The 19,813-nt window shown below is 59.6% G+C and carries 13 protein-coding genes; 6 read left to right on the top strand and 7 right to left on the bottom strand.

Translation table 11 applies throughout. From position 1 onward, the window contains the following. Positions 1–2 precede the first annotated feature (2 nt). Both TBK1r_RS36920 and TBK1r_RS36915 read left to right on the top strand, forming a co-directional pair. Positions 3–2,009, top strand: coding sequence for a matrixin family metalloprotease (locus tag TBK1r_RS36920; RefSeq protein WP_145221294.1), 2,007 nt, complete (start codon positions 3–5; stop codon positions 2,007–2,009). Positions 2,010–2,174: 165 nt separating this feature from the next. Next, the gene (locus tag TBK1r_RS36915) at positions 2,175–4,196 is read left to right on the top strand and encodes a tetratricopeptide repeat-containing sulfotransferase family protein (protein WP_419580753.1); all 2,022 of its coding nucleotides are present in this window, start codon (positions 2,175–2,177) and stop codon (positions 4,194–4,196) included. A 638-nt stretch (positions 4,197–4,834) separates the two neighbouring features. Here the strand turns inward: TBK1r_RS36915 and TBK1r_RS36910 are convergent. The 3 genes from TBK1r_RS36910 to TBK1r_RS36900 all read right to left on the bottom strand — a co-directional run bounded on the left by TBK1r_RS36910 (position 4,835) and on the right by TBK1r_RS36900 (position 6,907). Continuing rightward, complete coding sequence (locus tag TBK1r_RS36910) at positions 4,835–5,530, bottom strand: IS630 family transposase (RefSeq protein ID WP_145209010.1); 696 nt, start codon at positions 5,528–5,530, stop codon at positions 4,835–4,837. Continuing rightward, on the bottom strand, positions 5,527–5,970 hold the full coding sequence (locus tag TBK1r_RS36905) for a helix-turn-helix domain-containing protein (RefSeq protein ID WP_145209012.1): 444 nt from the start codon (positions 5,968–5,970) through the stop codon (positions 5,527–5,529). Before TBK1r_RS36905 ends, TBK1r_RS36910 begins: the two co-directional genes overlap by 4 nt. A 79-nt stretch (positions 5,971–6,049) precedes the next feature. After that, on the bottom strand, positions 6,050–6,907 hold the full coding sequence (locus TBK1r_RS36900) for a formyltetrahydrofolate deformylase (protein ID WP_145221288.1): 858 nt from the start codon (positions 6,905–6,907) through the stop codon (positions 6,050–6,052). Positions 6,908–7,021: 114 nt separating this feature from the next. Here TBK1r_RS36900 and TBK1r_RS36895 point away from each other — a divergent pair, with 114 nt between their 5' ends. From TBK1r_RS36895 to TBK1r_RS36885, 3 genes are all read left to right on the top strand, one after another. Continuing rightward, on the top strand, positions 7,022–7,462 hold the full coding sequence (locus tag TBK1r_RS36895; protein WP_145223361.1) for a YkgJ family cysteine cluster protein: 441 nt from the start codon (positions 7,022–7,024) through the stop codon (positions 7,460–7,462). Positions 7,463–7,594: 132 nt separating this feature from the next. After that, positions 7,595–8,935: a histidine--tRNA ligase gene (gene hisS / locus TBK1r_RS36890; protein WP_145223359.1), complete on the top strand. Its 1,341-nt coding sequence runs from the start codon at positions 7,595–7,597 to the stop codon at positions 8,933–8,935. A 39-nt stretch (positions 8,936–8,974) separates the two neighbouring features. Further along, positions 8,975–12,505, top strand: a complete 3,531-nt coding sequence (locus tag TBK1r_RS36885; protein WP_145221285.1) for a hypothetical protein — start codon at positions 8,975–8,977, stop codon at positions 12,503–12,505. A 79-nt stretch (positions 12,506–12,584) separates the two neighbouring features. Here TBK1r_RS36885 and TBK1r_RS36880 read toward each other — a convergent pair whose 3' ends face one another. Further along, positions 12,585–13,655: an exonuclease/endonuclease/phosphatase family protein gene (locus tag TBK1r_RS36880; protein WP_372895748.1), complete on the bottom strand. Its 1,071-nt coding sequence runs from the start codon at positions 13,653–13,655 to the stop codon at positions 12,585–12,587. Between the two features lie 283 nt (positions 13,656–13,938). Between TBK1r_RS36880 and TBK1r_RS36875 the strand changes: the two genes are divergently transcribed. Continuing rightward, positions 13,939–15,798, top strand: a complete 1,860-nt coding sequence (locus tag TBK1r_RS36875; RefSeq protein ID WP_145221282.1) for a sulfatase family protein — start codon at positions 13,939–13,941, stop codon at positions 15,796–15,798. A gap of 157 nt (positions 15,799–15,955) precedes the next feature. Here the strand turns inward: TBK1r_RS36875 and TBK1r_RS36870 are convergent, their stop codons facing one another. The 3 genes from TBK1r_RS36870 to TBK1r_RS36860 all read right to left on the bottom strand — a co-directional run bounded on the left by TBK1r_RS36870 (position 15,956) and on the right by TBK1r_RS36860 (position 19,802). Continuing rightward, positions 15,956–17,524: a sulfatase family protein gene (locus TBK1r_RS36870; protein WP_145221280.1), complete on the bottom strand. Its 1,569-nt coding sequence runs from the start codon at positions 17,522–17,524 to the stop codon at positions 15,956–15,958. Between the two features lie 339 nt (positions 17,525–17,863). Further along, positions 17,864–18,094 (bottom strand): carbon storage regulator, encoded by a 231-nt coding sequence (locus TBK1r_RS36865; protein WP_145221277.1) that lies wholly within the window; start codon positions 18,092–18,094, stop codon positions 17,864–17,866. A 214-nt stretch (positions 18,095–18,308) separates the two neighbouring features. Continuing rightward, a complete protein-coding gene (locus tag TBK1r_RS36860; RefSeq protein WP_145221275.1) occupies positions 18,309–19,802 on the bottom strand; it encodes an AI-2E family transporter in 1,494 nt (497 codons plus the stop codon). Positions 19,803–19,813: the final 11 nt, after the last annotated feature.

Below are 19,813 nucleotides of genomic sequence, written 5' to 3'. Positions count from 1 at the left end.
ACATGAAATGTGTCAATCGCGGCCGGACCGTTTCCGCCGCTTCTCTCCAGACCCTCGAAGACCGCCGCATGTTGGCCGTCTTCGGAAACGTGTGGCCCAACCAACGCGATCTGACCGTCAGCTTTCCGGCCGACGGCGTGCAGATCGGCAGCCAACAAAACGACATCAACGCCTTGTTGGACACCGTCGCCCAGCGTGACCAATGGCAGGAACTGGCGCTCCGCGCCTACCAGACTTGGGCGGTGCACGCCGACATCAACGTCGGGCTGCGTAACGATTACAACAACGCCTTCGGGGTGCCGGGAATGCTCGTCGGCGATCCTCGCTTCGGCGAATTTCGAATCGGTGCGTTCCCGCAAGAAGGTCTGATCGCCAATTCGATTCCCTTTCAGGCTGTCGCCGGAACCTACTCGGGTGACCTGGTGCTCAACTCAAACGAGCAGTTCACGTTTCACGATTGGGCCGACAACCAGGGTCCCGACCCGGCGACCCTGGCTGAGGCCGATCGTGATCTGTTTAGCCTGTTGTTGCACGAAACCGGAAACACTCTGGGGCTAGACGACAACTTGCTGGATTGGTCTGTCATGTTCCGGCAATACACCGTGCCCAAGGGCGTGTTGGCTGCAGAGGACATTGCGTCGATCACGGCTCTGTACGGACAGCGGAGTGACCCGTACGAGCAAATCGACAACGGCACCCTGCAAGTCGCCTCGCTGATTCCGACGCCGGTCGGGCTGGATCATCAGACCGAAGTGATCCGATCACGCGGCAGTTTGTCCGCCGGTACCGACGTCGATTACTACAAGATTGTTCCGATTGCCGGCACGGATTCTGTGACCGTCCGTGTGCGTGCCTCCGGCGTCAGCCTGTTGCAGTCACGCTTGGAGGTGCTCGATTCCGTCGGACAGGTGATCGATCAATCCAGTGCCGTTTCGGTATTCGAAAACGATAACGAACTGACGATCACCGGCATCGCCAACCTCGACGAACTCTATCTGCGTGTCTCCGCCGTCGATGCAAGTGATGTCTATGCCGTCGGTGACTATTGGATCGAAGTCGATTATCGCAGCGAATTGGAGCGCGCCGGCGATCTTCATCCGGGTGCCTACGATTCGGGGCCGGACACGTTGTTCGCCAATTTCGATCTGATCGACGATGAACTCGGATTGGACGACCATCTGGCCAACGCAATCGAACCGGTTCCGAGCGAAACACCCGAAACGAAGCGTTATGAAATTCAGTCTTCGGTATCATCCTCAGCGGACGTCGACTACTTCAAAATCACCTCACCTGCGACGATCGAGGGGCGCTTGGTGGTGCATGTCGCGGGCGTCGGAGCGGTTCGGCCCGACGTGCGATTGAGTGTGGTGGATGCGCAGGGGCAAGCCGTCGGAGCCAACGCCAGGCTGCGCGGTGACGGGACCTTCACCGTCGAAGTCGCGCAACCCGAGGCGTCGCAAGATTACTATGTCAAAGTCAGCGTCGACCCCAACTCAACGGTCGACGCAGGCAACTATGTGGCGATCGCAGAATTTGAGTCCCCGCAAGCGCAGATGAATGATCTGGCTAGCGGCGATTTGACGGGCGAGTCGGATAAATTCATTCGTTGGACGGCTGGAAAAACGCGGCTCTATCGATTCGATTTGAATGCCGCCAGCGCGGACGCCGATCAGGCCGTCCGGTTGACGGTCTACGATGCCCACACCCGAGAGATCAAGATGGTGGCGGTGGCGCATGCCGGGGTCACCCGCAGCACGATGGCCTGGTTGCAGCAGGGCGAATACATCCTTCGCTTCACCGCCATTGCGGTCGGGACCGCGCCCGTCACGAACGTCAGCTTTGCGTTGACGGCCGATGGCATTTCCGACGACCAAGACGATGACATGGTCGATCCGGCGGATGATCCAAATTACGATCCCTATTACTATAATAGTGGCGCGTACGACGAGGGGTATTACGAATCTGGGTCAGAGTATTACTACTACGAGTATTACTACACGGGACCTTAAAAAGGCCGCAGGTGCGGGGCGATGAATTGGTCACGCCGCAGAGGAAGTTTGTCTGGATTCGCAAGGTTCTCGAATCGGTGTTCGAGAACGCAGTGTCACGATTAACGCGTCAACATCACCGGTATGTATCTCAACACCCTGTCACCACCCCGTCCTGCGATTGAAGTGGACCGCGACGTTCTGAACGAGGTGCTGGAGTCGATCTGCAGCCGCTCCGGTCAATCGGTTCGGCAGTCCAATGAAGTGATCATTCAACGGTCGCAGCAACGGCTTTCCAGCAACGCACTGGACATGCAAGCCCTGCATGTCGTGGCGGCTTCGTCGCTGGTGCATCGGCAAACCGCAAAGACGCTGGAGTTGTTGCAGAGAGATGGCGAGTCCTTCGCGCGCGACCCCGTTGCGAATCGACTTGCCGGTTACGCTTGGTTGGTTCGTCAAGACACCGGCCGAGCCAGGCATGCCTTTGACCAGGCGGTTCGTCTGGATCCGAACCAGCCCGACTGTTGGAAATGGTTGGGGCGGATTGCCGAGAGCGATGACCAGGATGAGCAGGCCGCGGAGTATTATGAGCGCGGCATCTTGTTTGACGATGGCGGACATGACTCGGCGCTCGCGCTTTCACGGTTGCACGCCCGCCAGCGTCAACTCAAGGACGCGATCCATACCCTGCGTGTTTCACTGATACGTGATCGCCGTTCACCCAAGCTGAATTTTGCCCTCGCCCGTCTGTTGGATCGGCGGGCCGTCATGCTAGGGCGAAAACGAATGTATCTGCCACAGCACAGGTTGCGGCAGGAGGCATTGGAGTGTTATCGGATCGTCAATGCGTCCGCACCCACCAGCCAAAGCTTGTTGATGCAAGGGCGTCTGCAACAACAGCTGTTGGACCATTCGGCCGCCAGAATCTCATTCCAGAGGGCCGTGGATTTGGACCCGACGTCGGCCAAAGCGTTCAACGATCTGGCCAGCGCCAATGTCGATTTCGGAGAAATCGAACTCGCGCTCGGGCAATTCGAACAATCGATCCGGTTGGATCCGCAACGGGCCGAAGCCCATTTTCGCTATGCACGCGCGAAACGTTTCCGACCCGGCGGTCCGACGCGACGTTACCTGGAGCAATTGGAACAGCAGCTCCGCGAAGTCGGCCAGGCGAGACAGAAACAGGTTTACCTGAACTTTGCGATCGCCAAGGTGTACGACGACATCGGCGATTTCGATCGGGCTTGGAAACACTACGATCGGGCGAATCGATTGAAGTCCATGCCTGCCAACAGGCCGGGCAAGACGAGAGCGACACCGACAGCAAGAGCGGCAGCGGTGCCGTCCGTGTCGTCGGCGGACGAACCCTGGTTTGAAGCCTTCACCCAACATGCGACACGGCACTACACGGCAGATTTTTTTCGTTCCATGCATGGGTCGGGCAATCCGAGCCGAACACCGATCTTTATTGTCGGGATGCCGCGTTCGGGCACGACGCTGACCGAACAGATCCTGAGCAGCCATCCCGACATCGCCGGTGCGGGGGAGTTGAATCACATCAACCAAATTCGGCAGGAGATGTCGCGGTTGCATTCCCCGGCAACCGTTCATCAGGCGGCGTGGAGTCGCTACCCGGAGTTGTTGGGAGCCATGGATCCGAGTGAGTTGAATCAACATGCCGCTCGGTACCTGGAACATTTGGATCGATTCCGCACCGGGGAGCGACATGTGACCGACAAGATGCCGACCAATTTCATGCATCTCGGATTGATCGCAACGCTGTTTCCCGGTGCGACGGTGATTCATTGCCGCCGCAATCCGATGGATGTGTTCGTGTCGTGTTATTGCCAAAACCTGAACGCCCCGTTTTGCGACCTGGATCAACTGGTCCATTATCATCGCAACTACCGACGGTTGATGGCGCACTGGGAACGTGTCTTGCCGATCAACATTCACACCAACGACTACGAGTCGCTGGTTGCGGATCCGGAGACCCACAGCCGCGAATTGATCCGTCATTGTGGATTGCAGTGGGACGACGCCTGTCTTCAATTTCATTCCAACGATCGCGCCGTGCACACGCCGAGTAAGTGGCAGGTGCGTCAACCGATGTACCGATCCTCGGTGGAAAAATGGCGTCGCTTTGAAAAGCACTTGGCGCCGATCGCCGACAAAGTGTCAGCCGAAATCGCCGCCGAAGCGGCGTGAGCTTCGCTGCTTGCGACGGCGGTTTGATGGCAAGCAGGATGCTTACCCCACGGTGGGTGCACTCGTAATTCGTGGCACCTTGCGTTTCGGACGAGGCGGTCGTGGACGAGGCGGTAGTGGACGAGGCGGTAGTGGACGAGGCGACGAGTCCCTAGCCAGTGGACGAGGCGACGAGTCCCTAGCCAAGATGCCGACTGCGGCGGACTCGTCGCCTCGTCCACTACGTGGAAATGGAGGAGCGGACTCGTCGCCTCGTCCACTACGTGGAAATGGAGGAGCGGACTCGTCGCCTCGTCCACTACGCGGGAATGGAGGAGCGGACTCGTCGCCTCGTCCACTACGCGGGAATGGAGGAGCGGACTCGTCGCCTCGTCCACTACGTGGGAATGGAGCAGCGGACTCGTCGCCTCGTCCACTACGTGGGAATTGAGCAGCGGACTCGTCGCCTCGTCCACTACGTGGGAATTGAGCAGCGGACTCGTCGCCTCGTCCACTACGTGGGAATTGAGGAGCGGACTCGTCGCCTCGTCCACTACGCGGGAATGGAGGAGCGGACTCGTCGCCTCGTCCACTACGTGGGAATTGAGGAGCGGACTCGTCGCCTCGTCCACTACGCGAGAATTGATACTAGTGGTGCGTCAAAGTCTAATTTTAGGGTAGACGGATTTGAGTTTAACCCGGGCGTCGTCAATTTTCATCTGCCAGTCAACGCCTCGTTGTCTTGCATTGATGTCCGATGACCATGCTGCAATCTCTCTGGCCAACTCCTCAATACTTCCAATGCGTCGCCCGCCAACACATTGACGGGTGATGCTGCTTAACTCGTTCTCTGCGATATTGAGCCAGCTACCGTGCTTGGGCGTATAGCACCAGTTGATTCGCTTCACCAACGCCCGTGCTCGAGACGGCTCAAACACTTCGTAGAAAGCCCCGCGAGTGTGCGTGTTGAGATTGTCGCAAACCAACGTCACCGTCTCGCAATCGGCGTAACGTCCCTCAAGCAGCTCAGCCATTAGCAAGGCCCAGTCCGCTTTGGTCTTGGTCTCTCTGGCGTAGGCTTCTCGCCATCCTGCCAGCGGCTCGGTGTACATGAAAATGTTCGCTACTCCGGCACGTTCGTATTCATAGTCCACCCGGCGGGGATGTTCGGTGGTCGCTTCGATCGGAACGTTGACGTCCTTGATCAGTTGGACCGGTTGTTCATCCATGCAGATCACCGGATGACTCGAATCGTACGGTTTTTCGTAAGTTTCTAGCACATCTTCCATGCTCGCGGCGAACTCCGCATCGCACTGTGGCGGGATCACCCAGTACTCGATGTTGCGATTATTCATGCGATTTTTTTTAGCGTCTGGCGAACGGTTTCATGCGAGACCGAATCGCAGATCCCCAGTTCGACGACTTTCTCGGCGAGCAATCTCAGCGACCAGTTGGCATAGCCTGCTGGCGGTTTGCCTAGACGAGTGGCGATGATTTTCGCCTCTTCTTGACCGCTGAGGCATTTAGGTCTGGCAGGCTCCGCACGTTTCTTTCCCTGCAGTGTTTGCTCAAAGCCAAACTCGACAAACCGCTGTCGTATATTTTCGACCGTCTTGGTGCGGCAACGATAAGCTTCAGCAATCGCCGCATCGGTCCATGCCAAATCGTCTGCATCCGCAGCAAGCAAGATTTGGGCACGACGCACCTTCTGGCTAGAACCGCTAAACTTCTTGACGATTGCATCGAGCGTCCGACGCTCCTGATCGTTCAACCGAACGATGTACTTTTTCTGCATTGGAAAACCCTCCGTGTTCCCCAAAGCATGAAGCTTTTACGCGATTAGACCAACCCTAATTCTTGAAGCTGACGCACCACTAGCCGCGTTTGCGAGCGGTGACGCGGTGGAAGTGCAATTGGACTTCGCGATCGACGACGCGTCGGACGCCTTCGGCCAGACACGCCGGTTCGTTTTCTTTTTCGCCGCGGGCGATGATGGTTTCCAGGCTGGTGCCTGGATCGACGCTGAAGGTGCGTTGATTGATCGTCTGGTTTCCCGCATCGAGTTCGGGAATGATGAAATGGCAGGTCGCGCCGTAGGTCAGCATGCGGGCGGCAAAGGCATCATGGTAGGGGCGAAATCCGGGAAAGCCCGGTAGCAGCCCGTGATGAAGGTTGATGATGCGACCACCGGCGAATTGCCAGCAGGTGCTCGGCGGCAGCACGCGCATGTAGCGAGCCAGGATCACGTAATCGACATCGTACTGATCCAACAGGCGAATCATTTCGGCATCGTCGGCTTTCCCGGTCTCGTCACCGATGCGGTGAAAAGGAACGTCAAATTCCTCGGCCAGCGGAGCGAGTTTCTTGCGGTTGGACAGGATCACAGAGGCTTCGGCGGCGATCCGCCCGTCACGAATCGATTCCAGGATCGCCCGAGGGGTGTGTTCGACGTAGGTGCAGCAGATCGCCAGCCGGGGCGTTTTTCGTCGGTCCGGGCTCCACACCCGGATCGCCAATCCGGTGTGGTCGCCAATTTGTCGCATGGCCGACTGGAGCGTCTCGAAATGTCCCTGATCGATGGAAATTCGGCACAACATCGCGAACAACTGTTCTTCGTCGTGGTCATACATCTGGATTTCGCTGATCCGTGCCCCCTGACCGGTGACATAGTGAATGATCGGATCGGCCAGCCCGACATTGTCAGGCCCGAGTGCAGTGATGACGACTTCCATTAAACTGATTCCTCTGATATCCACATTGTCGCTCGAAAACCACTTTTGTTCCATCCCAGCCCGGAAGCCGTGAACGCACCACCCCCCGCCAGCCCCGCCGCGTTACCGATTCGTATGAAACGCGATCAAGTGCCCGAAGGCGAGAATTTGTGCGATCATTGCACCGCCAAGTGCTGTCACTATTTTGCGTTGCCGATCGACCCGCCCGCCGGCCGCAAGGATTTTGACTATATCCGCTGGTACCTGCTGCACGACAGGGCAACGATCTTCGTGGAAGACCACAGCTGGTATTTGCTCGTCCACACGACCTGCAAACACCTCCAGGACGACCACCGATGTGGCATCTATGAAACCCGACCTCAGATTTGTCGCGATTACACCACCGACGAATGCGAGTTTGATGACGATTGGTGCTACGAACAGTATTTCGAGACTCCCGAGCAAGTCGACGAGTATGCCGATGCGCTGTACGGGCCACAATTTCCGGCGTCCGATCAGGACCCGAAAGACTCACTGCGGAGCCGGCGCCCGAGTGGATTGCCGGTGGTGAATTAAGGTCGATTTGCAACTTCGATCATGACCCAATCGCGACCCGCGGGCGCCGTCACCTGATCGCTCGTCTGCTCTGGCGGCTCGTCGGAGCGCGTCGCGCCACAATGTCCAACAACAACCCTCAACCCAATGTCATTGATTAAACCACGAACGCTGAACGGATTTCGCGACTACTTGCCGGCGGTCATGATCCCGCGCGAACGATTGATGGAAACCGCGCGCGGCGTGTTTCGTTCCTACGGCTTCGCGCCGATCGACACGCCGACGCTGGAGTACTTGGAGATCCTGACCGGCAAGGGCAGCGATGAAACCGACCGGCAGATCTACCGCTTTGAAGACAACGGCGGGCGGGCCGTCGGCATGCGGTTTGATTTGACGGTTCCCTTGGCGCGTTTCGCCGCTCAACACATCAACCAACTCGGCACCCCCTTCAAACGGTACCACATCGCGCCGGTGTGGCGCGGCGAACGGCCTCAGGCCGGTCGGTATCGCGAGTTCGTGCAATGCGACTTCGATACGATCGGAACCCGCAATGTGATGGCCGATATCGAAACCGTCGCCGTGATCAACCGTCTGCTCAGCTCGATCGGATTCGACGCCTTCACCATCAGCGTCAACAACCGCGCGGTTCTGACGGAGTTGCTGCGTCATCTGGATCTGGCCGATCAGAGCGTCGCCGTCCTCCGCTGCCTGGACAAGCTCGGCAAGATCGGGCGTGAAAAGGTTGCCGCGGAGATGTGCGAGGTGGCCGACGTGACCGCTGCCCAGGCCGACAAGGTGTTGCAACTGGCCGAACTCGATGGCGAAGCCGAGTCGATCTTCGAAGCGCTGCCGGCGATCACCGGCGGCAATGACGAAGCGTTGCTGGCGATCGATCGATTGAAAGACGTGTTCACCGGCGCGCTCGCCGCCGGTGTTCCACGCGGCCGGATCAAAATCGACGTCTCGATCGCACGCGGGTTGGATTATTACACCGGCGTCATCTTCGAAACCACGCTGAATGATTTGCCGTCGATCGGTAGTATCTGTAGCGGTGGCCGATACGACAACTTGGCGGGGCTGTACACCAAACAGGAACTGCCCGGCATCGGAGCGTCCCTGGGATTGGATCGGCTGCTCGCGGCCATGGAATCGCTGCGGATGCTGCCCGACGCGGCGACACCGGCCCCCGTGTTGATCGCCTACTTTGACGCCGATCACCGAGACAACTATTTGAGGCTGTCGGCGCACCTGCGCGAGGCGGGAATCGCCAACGAGGTGTTCCCCGACCCCAAGAAACTGAGTGTCCAACTGAAATACGCCGACTCCCACGGTTTTCGTGTCGCGCTGATCGCCGGAGGTAACGAGTGGGGGGCCGGTACGGTGCAAGTCAAAACGTTGGCAACGAAGGAATCGACTGAGGTCGCCTATTGCCACGAGCGGCCCGAAGAACTGACCAGTTGCCTCCATCGAATTCTTGCTGAGGAGTTACAATAGATCGTCTCGGGCTCTCCTGTTCGCCATCCCCAAGGCCCTATGTCTACCGTCGCACCACCCGTCACGCCATCTAAACGCTCGGTCGATCCGTCACCCGGCGCGGAGCCTGCCAAACGCACGGCTGCCGAGCAGTTGATCGAGCAGCGGATCGAAGAGGCGCGTCGGGCATTGTGGTGGAGCGAACTGACGCGAACGGGGTTGATGGTCGTGATCGGTTCGATGCTGGCCTTGTTGGTCTGGCTGGTGGTGGATCATTGGGTCTATTCGCCGGGGCCGATTGTTCGCACGGCCAGCTTTATCGCCCTCGTCACGTTGGCGTGCTGGTTTCTGATCCGCCGGGCCTGGCCCGTGATGACGTCGCGCGTCACACGTGAATATGCCGCTTGGGCGCTGGAGCAAGACCACCCCGACTATCGCCAACAATTGACCAGCTACGTCACGCTCCATGATGGCGATTCGCGACGCGGTGTCCGCGCCCGTGTCTTGCGGGCGATCGGGACGCGAGCCGCATCGCTGCTGAAGTCGCACGACGTGCTGCCGCGTGAAGCCACCGGGACGTTCAAATGGTGGATCACCGCCGCGGCGGTGTTCGCGCTGTTGGCCGCCTATTGTGTCGGGTCGCCGAAAAGCTCGCTCGCGTCGGCCAAACGATTGGCGATCCCGCTGGCCGCGATCGATCCCGCACGACGGGTCGAGATTCGTGATGTCCGCCCCGGTGATGCCGAAGCGCTGGCGGGCCGTGACTTAGAAGTTTCCGCCGACGTCGACGGACTCCGCGATGGCGAACCGGTGATGTGTCACTGGTCGGTAAACGGATCGCCGCGGGAAGCGGAACTGGAACTGGACCCCAGTTCGAATCGTTTCGTCGGAACGCTCAGTCTGGACCATGCCGCGTCGGGGATCGTCCGCTATTCGGTCCAGGCCGGTGACGCGGTCGCCGGGCCGTTTGAATTGTCGGTCGAGAATGTTCCGGTCGTCGCCATCGAGAGCGTGCGTTATCAGCCGCCGGCCTACACCCGCCGAAAACCCCGCACGACATCCAGCCCCGCGATCACGGCGATCGATGGGACGAAGATCCGGATCACCGCCAAAACCAACCGGCCGATTGCCAGAGCCGAGTTGCAATTCAATCCGAAACCACTCGGCGACACCGTGCGGGCCACCGCGGGACGCACCCCGATCGCGATCGGCGACGACGGAGTTACGTTGACGTCCGATGTGACACTTCGCTGTGCCCGCGGCAAGACCGCCTCGGTGGAACTGGAAAGTTACCGAATCCGCGTCTGGGATTCCAACGAGCAGTCAAACCCCGATCCGATCATCTACCCGATCAAGGTTATCGCGGATCTGCCGCCGGAAGTCGCGATCGTGGTGCCCACGAAATCGCCGATCGAAGTCCCCGTCGGTGCACAACAGATGATCGAAGTCCACGCCATGGATGCCGACTTCGAGCTGCAACGCGTCACGCTGCGGATCGAACGCGGCATCGACACGCTGGAAGATCCCGTCATCTGGATCAAACCCGAAGACGGAAACGGCAAGGGCAACCAGGTGATGGAATATCGCTTCCGACCGCTGGAGCATCTGCTCCGCGCCGGCGACGTGGTCCGCATCTCGGCGACCGCGATCGACAATCGCAACATCCCCGGCGATCCCAACGTGCAGCCGAATCAAGCCAGCACCGACCCGATCGAGATTCGGATCGTCGAAGACGCCGAACCATTGCCCCAAGACCCGACAGGCAATGACGGCCTGTCGGCTCCCGACGATCGGCCCGCCAGCGATGTCGAACAGTCCCAGCAGGGAGAAGGGCAACAGGGTTCCGGTGGCGAAGGCGCGCAAGGAGAAGGCGGTCAAAGCCAGGGTGATCCGAGTCAAGGTGATCCGAGCCAGGGATCCGAAGGCCAAAACAGTGGCGGCGAAGGATCCGGCGGCGGCGAGTCGAGCGGCGAGAAGCAGGATCCGAGTGAGGGCGAGCAGGGTGGAAATTCGCCGCAATCGTCTGGCGATGCAAGCCCCGGCGACGGTGCCACCGGCCAATCGGACACCGAAGGCCAGCCCCCATCCGAAGGCCAGCCCGGTACCGAAGGCCAGCCTCCAACCGAAGGCCAGCCTCCAAGCGAAGGACAGCCGGGCAATAGCGATCCGTCGAACCCCGGCGGGCAATCGCCAGCGGGTGAAGCGACCGATCCAGCCAACGACGCGTCTCAAGGCACGCAGGAAACCGGCCAATCGGAGGGCTCCATGCAGGACGCCAATGATGGCGGCGGCAAGCCGAACCCGGGTGGGGCAGAATCGAATGCACAGGACGGCACCGGCCCGCCGAGCGGCGACAGTGATGCGCCCAGCGGCGATAGTGAGGCGCCCAGCGGCGACAGCGATGCGTCCAGTGACAATGGGGATGCATCCGGCGACAGCGCCGGAACCGAATCCCAATCGCCCTCCGGAGGCGAGCCGTCCCAGGCGCCGCCGGAACATGACGGCCAAGCGTTTGAGCGGATCAAGGATTACATCGAGAAACAAAAGCAAAACCAATCCCAGGGTGGCTCGTCCGCCGATCAAAACCAGCCGCCGAAGAACGATGGCTCCGGCGGCGACTCCGAGTCCGCGGACGCCGCAACCGACCCGACAGACTCGCCAGCGGGTGATCAAGCCGCTGGCGATTCTGAATCTTCGAATTCCCCTGCGTCAGAACAAAAGTCACCACAAGGTCAGTCGCCCGGCGAGTCGTCAACGGGCGAAGAATCGAGTGGCAGCGGCGATGCTTCGCAAGACCCCAAGAGCGACTCCCAGGGCACTGGTGAGCAAGCACCTGGTGAGCAGGGTACTGGTGAGCAGGGTACTGGTGAGCAGGGTACTGGTGAGCAGACGTCTGGCGAGCAGGCACCCGGTGAGCCGGGGACGGAGAATCAGCCATCGGGAGAGGCAGCCGAGGGCGACGGAGGCAAGTCCGAAGGGCAAGACGCCAGTGGATCTGAATCGGGGGATCCGCAGGGGCAACCGGGCCAAGCGAGTGACAACGCGTCCCAGGGAGAAAGCGGGTCGCGTGAAGCAGCGGATTCGGCCGACCCGTCGGGGGCAAGCCAAAGCGGTGATCCGCCGCAGGGGCAATCGCCATCGACCCCGTCACCTGATGCGTCTTCCGGAAGCCAAGGCAGCGGCACGGGGACATCACCCGCATCCGGCGACGCGGCCGCCGACCCACCGCCCCCGCCTGATTTGGAGTACGCGAAAAAGGCGACCGACATGGTGTTGGACTACTTGGACGAGACGCGCGACCAGGTGGATGAAGACCTGTTGAAGGAATTGGACTGGACCGAGCAAGATCTGCAACGATTCCGCGAGCGTTGGGAAAAGGTTCGCAAGCTGGACCAACCGACTCAGCAGGCTGAATCGACCGACGAGTTGCAAGATGCGTTGCGGAGTCTCGGGTTGCAGCCGCGTGACGCGCCGGCATCCTCGGCTCGCGACGCCGCCGATTCGCTCCGCAACCTGCGCGATTCCGGCAACCGCCGCCAAGCACCCCCGGCGATTCGCGACGCCTTCGACGCCTTCCGCCGGCGAAAATGAGAAAAAGGTCAGGAGCCTTTCTAGTAAACTGGGGCGCCTCGGCTTGCCTCTTCTATTTTAAATGCTCCTGACCCTTTTTTTACAGCGTGCCGCCTTCGGTGGCGGTGAACTCGGCGAACACCGGCAAGTGGCTGCTGACCGCTTCGGCCTGGCTGAGATTCAGGTTGAATAGCCGCAAGAAGTCGATCGGTCCGCCGCGGCCGACATATTCGTTGGTTCGATTGCGGTCGACCAGAATGTTGCATGTCTGATGCCGGCTAAAGATGTCGGTCGTCGTGCTGTCCACTGCGGCAACGACGTCGCCGCCCATCACGCGCGGGATCAAATACGAATCGTCGGCCTGAAACAGTCCGGCCATCACGACATCGTCTTCGCCACGACCGTCCGCCCGCACCGAGGCAAAGATACCGGGCAACAGCGCGACTTCGACCGGTGCACGTGCCAAGTTGATGCGGACGTTGACGACCGAGAACGTCCATGCCGAATCGACGGTGGGTTGGGCGGCGCGAAACCAGACGACCAATGGATCGTAGGTCATCTGGTTTTCCGGATCGGCGACGGTGTAGGTTTGCGAGCGATCGATTTGAACTCGATTGATGTTGAAGAGGATCGCCAGCTGTTCGGATCGATCGGTCGGTCCGGACGGTGCGCCCAGCGCGAAATCGAAGCTTCGCCCGCCCTCGTTGATCTCGTCCACCAAGCGCGGGATCAGGTCCCGCTCGGCTGCGGTGACCTGTTGCAACGCGATGACGTCGAACTTGCGAATCATGCGGATCAGGTTCAGCCGGCAGTGTTCGCTGGCCAGTTTGCTTGGTCCGAACCCACTGAGCGCCCACGATCCGATTCGCAGGTTGCGGACGTTTCGGTTGGCTTCCGCCGATCGGGCGACGAAAGGTGCCGGCGCGACCGGACCGCCGTTTGAAAGTCCGTTTCGTTGGTTCGCCGAGACGAACAACAGATCATCGAGCGGATCGGGTTCGTCTGCCGATTCCGCCGATTTGGGCGTGATCGTCAGTTGATCCAGCCCGGCGATCTGGAAGTGCTGTGAAAAGTAGACCGCAGCCCCGACGAGGATGCAGATCGTGACCAGCATCAAGAACGGGCCCGTTCGTCGTTGTTCTTCCATTTGATGAAAAGGATACGCGCACATGGTCTGCCGCCTTGGTGAACAGCGTCGTCACTGTCACGCGTGAGGGGTCGGCAAGGAAACGAGAGACACACGAGGTGGGGGCAGACGCGCCCACCTCGGACATCGGCAGCGGCATCAGCGATGATCCAGCGGGACGCCGCAATTGTCCGGTCCGACGGTGATTGCCGACGGAAATACTGTCACGACCGCGTTTCTTTGCACGCCAAGCCGAACTGGAATACCATGCACGGTCTTCCTCCGTCATCGAACGTTCGACCTACGCAACCCACGCCCGCACCCTGGCATGACTATCAACCCGATTCGGCTGGCGATCCTGATCGCCACGGCATCGTTCACCTCATTCGCCGTCGCGAAAGATCGCCCCAACATCTTGTGGCTGTTCGCCGAAGACACCTCGCCGTGGATGGGGTGCTACGGCGACCCGGTCAATCAAGGTCAGACGCCGAACATTGATTCGCTTGCCGAGCGTGGTTTGCGATTTTCGCGAGCCTACGTTCCGGCACCGGTTTGCTCGGCATGTCGATCGGCCATCATGGGTGGGATGAATCAGATTCGCTTCGGCGCGCACGAACATCGTTCCAGCCGCGGTCCGGCCAAAATTTATCTGCCCGAGAACATGAAGCTGTTGCCGCAGCTGGTGAAAGAGACCGGCTACTTCACGTTTAACTTCGGCAAAGACGATTACAATTTCGTCTGGGATCAAGCGGCGACTTATTCGCTGCAAAAGAAGAACCGCGCTGCGATCGATTGGCAGGAACTGAAAGAAAACCAACCGTTCTTTGGCCAGATCCAAACGGCCGGTGGGAAGAACAACACCGCCAAGTTCCCGGAGGATCGGAAAACGGATCCACAGTCCGTCACCGTCCCGCCGGACTACCCGCAAAACCAACTCTATCGCGAAACGGTCGCACAGCACTACGACGCGATCCGAAAAGACGACGATTTCATCGGCACCGTGCTCCAGGGGCTCCAGGAATCCGGTTTGGCCGACAGCACGATCGTCGTCTACTTTGGTGACCACGGCGCAAACAATTTGGTGCGTCACAAGCAGATGCCGACCGAAGGCGGGTTGCACGTTCCGTTCATCATCGCCGGGCCCGCGCCCTACGTGCCGTCTCCCTCGGTACGCGATGATCTGGTCGATCTGCTGGACCTGTCCGCGACAACGCTCGCTTGGGCCGGCGTCGACAAGCCCGATTGGTACGAAGGCCAGGATCTGTTCGCCGAGGTCGTCGTCCCACGCAGCTTTGTGGCGGCCGCCAAAGATCGGCTCGACCATACCATCGATCGTGTCCGCACGATTCGCACCGACCGGTTTCGGTACACACGCAATTTCAAGACCGATCGGATCTTGCTGCAGCCCCAGTACCGAGACAAACGACCGTTTTTGCAAAACCTGCACGAACTCTATCAGTCCGGCGAATTGTCACCGAAGCTGACGGAAATCTATTTCGGCCAGCGCCCGGAAGAGGAGTTTTACGACGTCAAAGCCGATCCTAGCCAAGTCAACAATCTGATCGGTGATCCCGGGTATCGCGACGAGATTCAGCGACACCGCCAGTTGCTCGACGAGTGGATCGCTGTCGGTGACGAGGGCGTCGAGGAGGAGCCGCTTGCCGAATTGGCCTATCAGGCCAACGGACAGAAATGGGGCGAAGGGGTCAATCCCGAATACGAAGTCGTTCGCTCTGATAGCGATGGCGACGGATTGTCCGACGACTGGGAACGCATCAACGGACGCGATGCGACCGATGGCCGGTTGCTGTTTACGTTTGACTGCGGCGGATGGCAAACCGAGGGCTGGAGCGGCAGCGATGCAGCGATGGGCAACATCGCGGGCCGGTTGGGATTTTTGGATTTCCGGCTTCCGGGCGGCAAAGCGGTGATCACACGGACGGGGCTGAAGCTCGATCCGGCCAAGAATCAAGGTGACCTGCTCATCAATCTGCGTTCGTCACCGGGCACCAAGGTCACTCTCGTCGCAGGTGAAAGCGAATCCACCGCCACCATGGATGATGCAACGCAGATGGTTCGCTTTCCGTTGAATTGGAAGGACACCGTGCGTCAGATTGAATTGCGGTTTGACGGTCCGCCCGGATCGGTCGTGGAGATCGATTCCATCGTGATGGAGACGGCAGAATGATGGAGACGGCAGAATGATGGGGATGGCGGAGTGATGGAGTAGCCGTCTGATTCTGACTTTGCGTTCTGAGCGGTCAGAACATCATTCTGCCCCGTATGATTCTGCCACTTCAGATCTTACCGCCCCGCCACGTGGAACGCGCGACGCGATGATGGCTTCACTGGCTGTTCTTGCCCGTCGCTTGTTCGTATTGTTCGGCCGAGATCCATTTCAGATCGTCCCAATACCCGGTGTCGTTGGGTTGAGCCGGGCCGGCGGTCGTTCGGCCGCGAAGGACGATCTGGGTGGCTTTGGCTTGCAGCGTCTCGGCGATTTCCGGGTGCTCGGTCAGCACATCCGTCGTCTCGCCGGGGTCGTTTTCCAGGTCATACAGTTCGGCATCGGCGCTACCGTGGGGCAGGACGAGTTTCCAGTTGTCTTCGGTGATCGCGAACCGACCGTTGACGGAGTGATTGATCAGCGGCAATCGTTGACGGTTGCTCGCGGGATTCAGCAGCACGGTCGCAAAGCTGTGACTGTCGACGCCTTCGTCAGGTTGCAATTCGATGTCGAGAAGCTCGGCGAAGGTCGCCAGCAAATCGATTTGTCCCACCGGCCGATCCCAGCGTCGTCCGGGAGTGAGATTTCCGGCCGGCCAGCGGACAAAGAACGGGACGCGATGGCCGCCCTCGTACACCGAACGCTTGCCTTCGCGATAGCGGAAATTGCTCTGGTGACCGAATTCCTTGACGCGCTGCTTCCAAGAATTTTCCGGACCGTTGTCGCTGGTGAACACGATCAGCGTGTCGTCGGCCAATTCGGCATCGTCGAGGAACTTGAGGATGCGGCCGACGTGGTAATCGGTCTCGATCACAAACTCGCCATAGCCGCCGCAATCTCCCTGGCCGTGGAATTCAGGCAACGGGCACACCGGGTAGTGTGGCGACGTCAGCGGCAAGTACAGGAAGAACGGTTTTTCAGAACTCGAGCCCGATGTATGGGACTGCATCCAGTCGATCGCGGTGTCGGTGAACCGTGTCAAACACTGGTTGTCAATAAAGTCCGGTGCGACCTCCATGCCCTGCTTGCCGAGCGCCTGTTGTGTCGCTTCGGGAGTCGGCTGGTAGGGCGGCATGATGCGATAGTCCATGTGCCGTGCATTCGGTTTCTTGGCGGTAAAGACCGTCGGAGGCACCTTGGCATGTCGGCCTTCGAACCACGCCAGCACGCCGTAGTTGAGTGAAGCGGGAATGCCAAAGAAGTAGTCAAAGCCTTTATCCAAGGGCATGTTGCGGGTCGGTTGAGACCAATCACGGGTCTTGTGGTTCGTTCCGGGAAAGTCCATGCCGAGGTGCCACTTGCCGACCATGGCGGTCGCGTACCCGTTGTCACGCAACATCGACGCGATCGTGGTCCGTCCGTCTTTGATCAAGCATTTACCCTCGGCGCCCATCACTCCCGTCTTCAGCGTCGTCCGCCATGAATAGCGGCCGGTCAACAATCCGTAGCGTGACGGCGTGCAGACCGAATCGGAGGAGTGACCGTTGGTGAACGTGATCCCTTCGGCGGCCAATCGATCCAGATTCGGCGTTTTGAATTTGGCGTCCGGATTCAAACAACTGGCATCACCAAAGCCTTGGTCATCGGTATAGATGACAAGAATGTTGGGGCGAACCGACTCGGCTTGAAGCGCCGGGGCACAGAGGGCATGTGTCAGCAGGGCGGTAGCGGCCAGGACACCCCACATTGTCGTTCGGTGTCGCAAGAGACGCGCGCATGACCGGCGGAAACTCGTCGGCGTCGAAGCAAGGAGTTGAATCATCTTGAATCCCAATGTTTGGAAGGTTGACTCGGGGCGCTGGGATCGATCTCGCGCTCCGCCACCGATGGGCGGCTCTGTTGGCACATCAAGAACAGAGGGTCGCGGCCGACAAACCGCAGGGTGAGATTCCCTGGGGAAGGGGGATCGTACAGGATTCCCGCCGATAGTCTCTTCTGTTCAAACTCCCAAGTCAAATCCGAGCGGCAGCTGGGGCAGCGGTCCGCTGATTGGGGAAGTCTTCTCGATGGCGGAACGCCGGATGGTTCAAGCCGTCAGGGGGGCTTTGTCGTCCAGCACGACGGCGTCTCGATGGGGAACGACCGCGCCGACAAACTCATTCAGCGTCGTGCGAGTCAGTTCGCTTCGTCTGACAGCGACGCCTAAGGGGGCATCGATGGCGAGACTCACTCGGCTACGCGACACTCGGGTGATCACGATTCTGATGTCGTCACCCAGCAGAATCTCTTCACCGATTTTTCGTGACAGAACCAACATGCTGACTCCTCCGTGTTTGCTCGCCAAAGGAAACGGCGAATGGTTTGTGATCGTCCTCTCTAGTCAAGGTGGAAAACTTCAGTGAAACGTCACGCAGAAAGCAACGTTTTTGATTCCCAATGGAAAGGGTGTCGATTGTCCGCTCCGCAATCGCCTTTGATCACGCTGTTTGGTTGACAGCACGACGAAGTAACAGCACTACGAAGTAACGGCACTACGAAGCGACGGCAGGACTTTCCAAGCGGCCGGCCATGATGTTCGCGATCTGACGTGTCGGTTCGAATCGCTCGAGTACGATCTTGATCGCCGCGGTGATCGGCGTGGCCAGAAACATCCCGATGATGCCCCACATCATGCCCCAGAACATCAACCCCAGCAGGATCGTGACCGGGTGCAGGTCCGACGAGTTGCCCATCAATTTCGGCTCGACCACGTTTCCGCTGAGGATTTGGATGGCCGACGTCGCCACGATCACCGAGACCATCCAGACGATGTTGCCGGACGGATCCAACAAGATCAACGGGATCGGCAACAAGCTGGCGACGATCGGTCCGATGTTGGGGATGAAGTTCAAGAGGAACGCGAGTACCCCGAACGACAACGCCATCGGGACGCCGAACATCCGCAACGTGAGACCAAACACGGCGCCGGTGCCGATGGAAATCACCGTCTTGAGCGACAGATAGCTACGGATCTGCGAGTCGATTTCACGCAACGTCGCGGTCTGGGCGTAAGACGACTTGCCGAGCAACAGAAAGAAGACGTAGATCAGCACGACGATGCTGGTCGACACCAGACTCAAGAACGCCTGCAACACGACCGAGATGCCGTCGCGGACGAAGGCGTCGACCAATTCGGTGGCTTCTTTCATCCGCCCGGATTCCACCGGAACACTCCGCGCGCGAATTTGCACGGTCGGAGTTTCCAGCAGCGGAAGGGGTTCGTCTTTGTCTACCTCGACGACTGCCGCCGACTCTACATCGGTGACGGAATCCGGCGGGACATCGGCTGAAGTCGCGGCATCTGCCGGTGAGTCCACCGTCGCGGCGTTGGAATCGAGAGGCTCGCCGGGGCCAGGATCCGCCGGCGATGGAGCATCAGCGAGTGATTCAGGATCTGCTGGGGATTCAACATCCGGCGGAGATTCTGCAGCCAACGGGGGACTTGCTGGCGAGTTCAGTTCCGCAGGCTCGGTGGAGTGGGTCGTGGTGTCGCCGTTGGCGGTCGCGTCCGGCGGAGCCTGGGCGAGAAACCCGCTGTCAGCCGTGGAGGACTTGTCCTTGTCGCCGTCTTCGTCGTTGGAAAACTTGTCGCCGACGAACCGCTTCAGCGAGAGCGCGTCGAAGGAGAGTTTGTCATCGACCTTGTCCACCAGTTGCCGCACACGGGTTCGGTATTCTTCTTTGTTTTTCGCCAGATCGATGATCGAGAACGAGATCGTCAACCCGAACACGCCCATCAGGCCGACACCCAACAGAAATGCCAACCCGGCCGCGGCGACGCGGGAGACATTGAACCGATACTCCAGGTACGACAGGATCGGCCCGACGCCGCTGACAATGAAACAGGCGACGACGAACGGTACCAGCACCGGTCGCAGCCAATACATCATGTAGATCCCCGCGACGCCGGCCAAGACCATCAAGCAGACCGTTTGGATCTGCTGGTCGCTCATCCGCGTCCCCGGCGGCTTGGATGCCGACATCATGGACTCCCTTG

The organism is Stieleria magnilauensis (assembly GCA_007753675.1).
In the GTDB taxonomy this organism is placed as follows: Bacteria; Planctomycetota; Planctomycetia; order Pirellulales; family Pirellulaceae; genus Stieleria; species Stieleria magnilauensis.
The sequence above is the reverse complement of the archived record's forward strand: the minus strand, read 5'-3'. Positions and strand labels throughout refer to the sequence as shown.

What these genes read in the sequence shown, in the direction of transcription:
- TBK1r_RS36920 (WP_145221294.1), top strand. Translation starts at nt 3, where the DNA reads ATGAAATGTGTCAATCGCGGCCGGACCGTTTCCGCCGCTTCTCTCCAG.
- TBK1r_RS36910 (WP_145209010.1), bottom strand. Translation starts at nt 5,530, where the DNA reads ATGAATAATCGCAACATCGAGTACTGGGTGATCCCGCCACAGTGCGAT.
- TBK1r_RS36905 (WP_145209012.1), bottom strand. Translation starts at nt 5,970, where the DNA reads ATGCAGAAAAAGTACATCGTTCGGTTGAACGATCAGGAGCGTCGGACG.
- TBK1r_RS36900 (WP_145221288.1), bottom strand. Translation starts at nt 6,907, where the DNA reads ATGGAAGTCGTCATCACTGCACTCGGGCCTGACAATGTCGGGCTGGCC.
- TBK1r_RS36895 (WP_145223361.1), top strand. Translation starts at nt 7,022, where the DNA reads ATGAAACGCGATCAAGTGCCCGAAGGCGAGAATTTGTGCGATCATTGC.
- TBK1r_RS36885 (WP_145221285.1), top strand. Translation starts at nt 8,975, where the DNA reads ATGTCTACCGTCGCACCACCCGTCACGCCATCTAAACGCTCGGTCGAT.
- TBK1r_RS36880 (WP_372895748.1), bottom strand. Translation starts at nt 13,655, where the DNA reads ATGTGCGCGTATCCTTTTCATCAAATGGAAGAACAACGACGAACGGGC.
- TBK1r_RS36875 (WP_145221282.1), top strand. Translation starts at nt 13,939, where the DNA reads ATGACTATCAACCCGATTCGGCTGGCGATCCTGATCGCCACGGCATCG.
- TBK1r_RS36870 (WP_145221280.1), bottom strand. Translation starts at nt 17,524, where the DNA reads ATGTGGGGTGTCCTGGCCGCTACCGCCCTGCTGACACATGCCCTCTGT.
- TBK1r_RS36865 (WP_145221277.1), bottom strand. Translation starts at nt 18,094, where the DNA reads ATGTTGGTTCTGTCACGAAAAATCGGTGAAGAGATTCTGCTGGGTGAC.
- TBK1r_RS36860 (WP_145221275.1), bottom strand. Translation starts at nt 19,802, where the DNA reads ATGATGTCGGCATCCAAGCCGCCGGGGACGCGGATGAGCGACCAGCAG.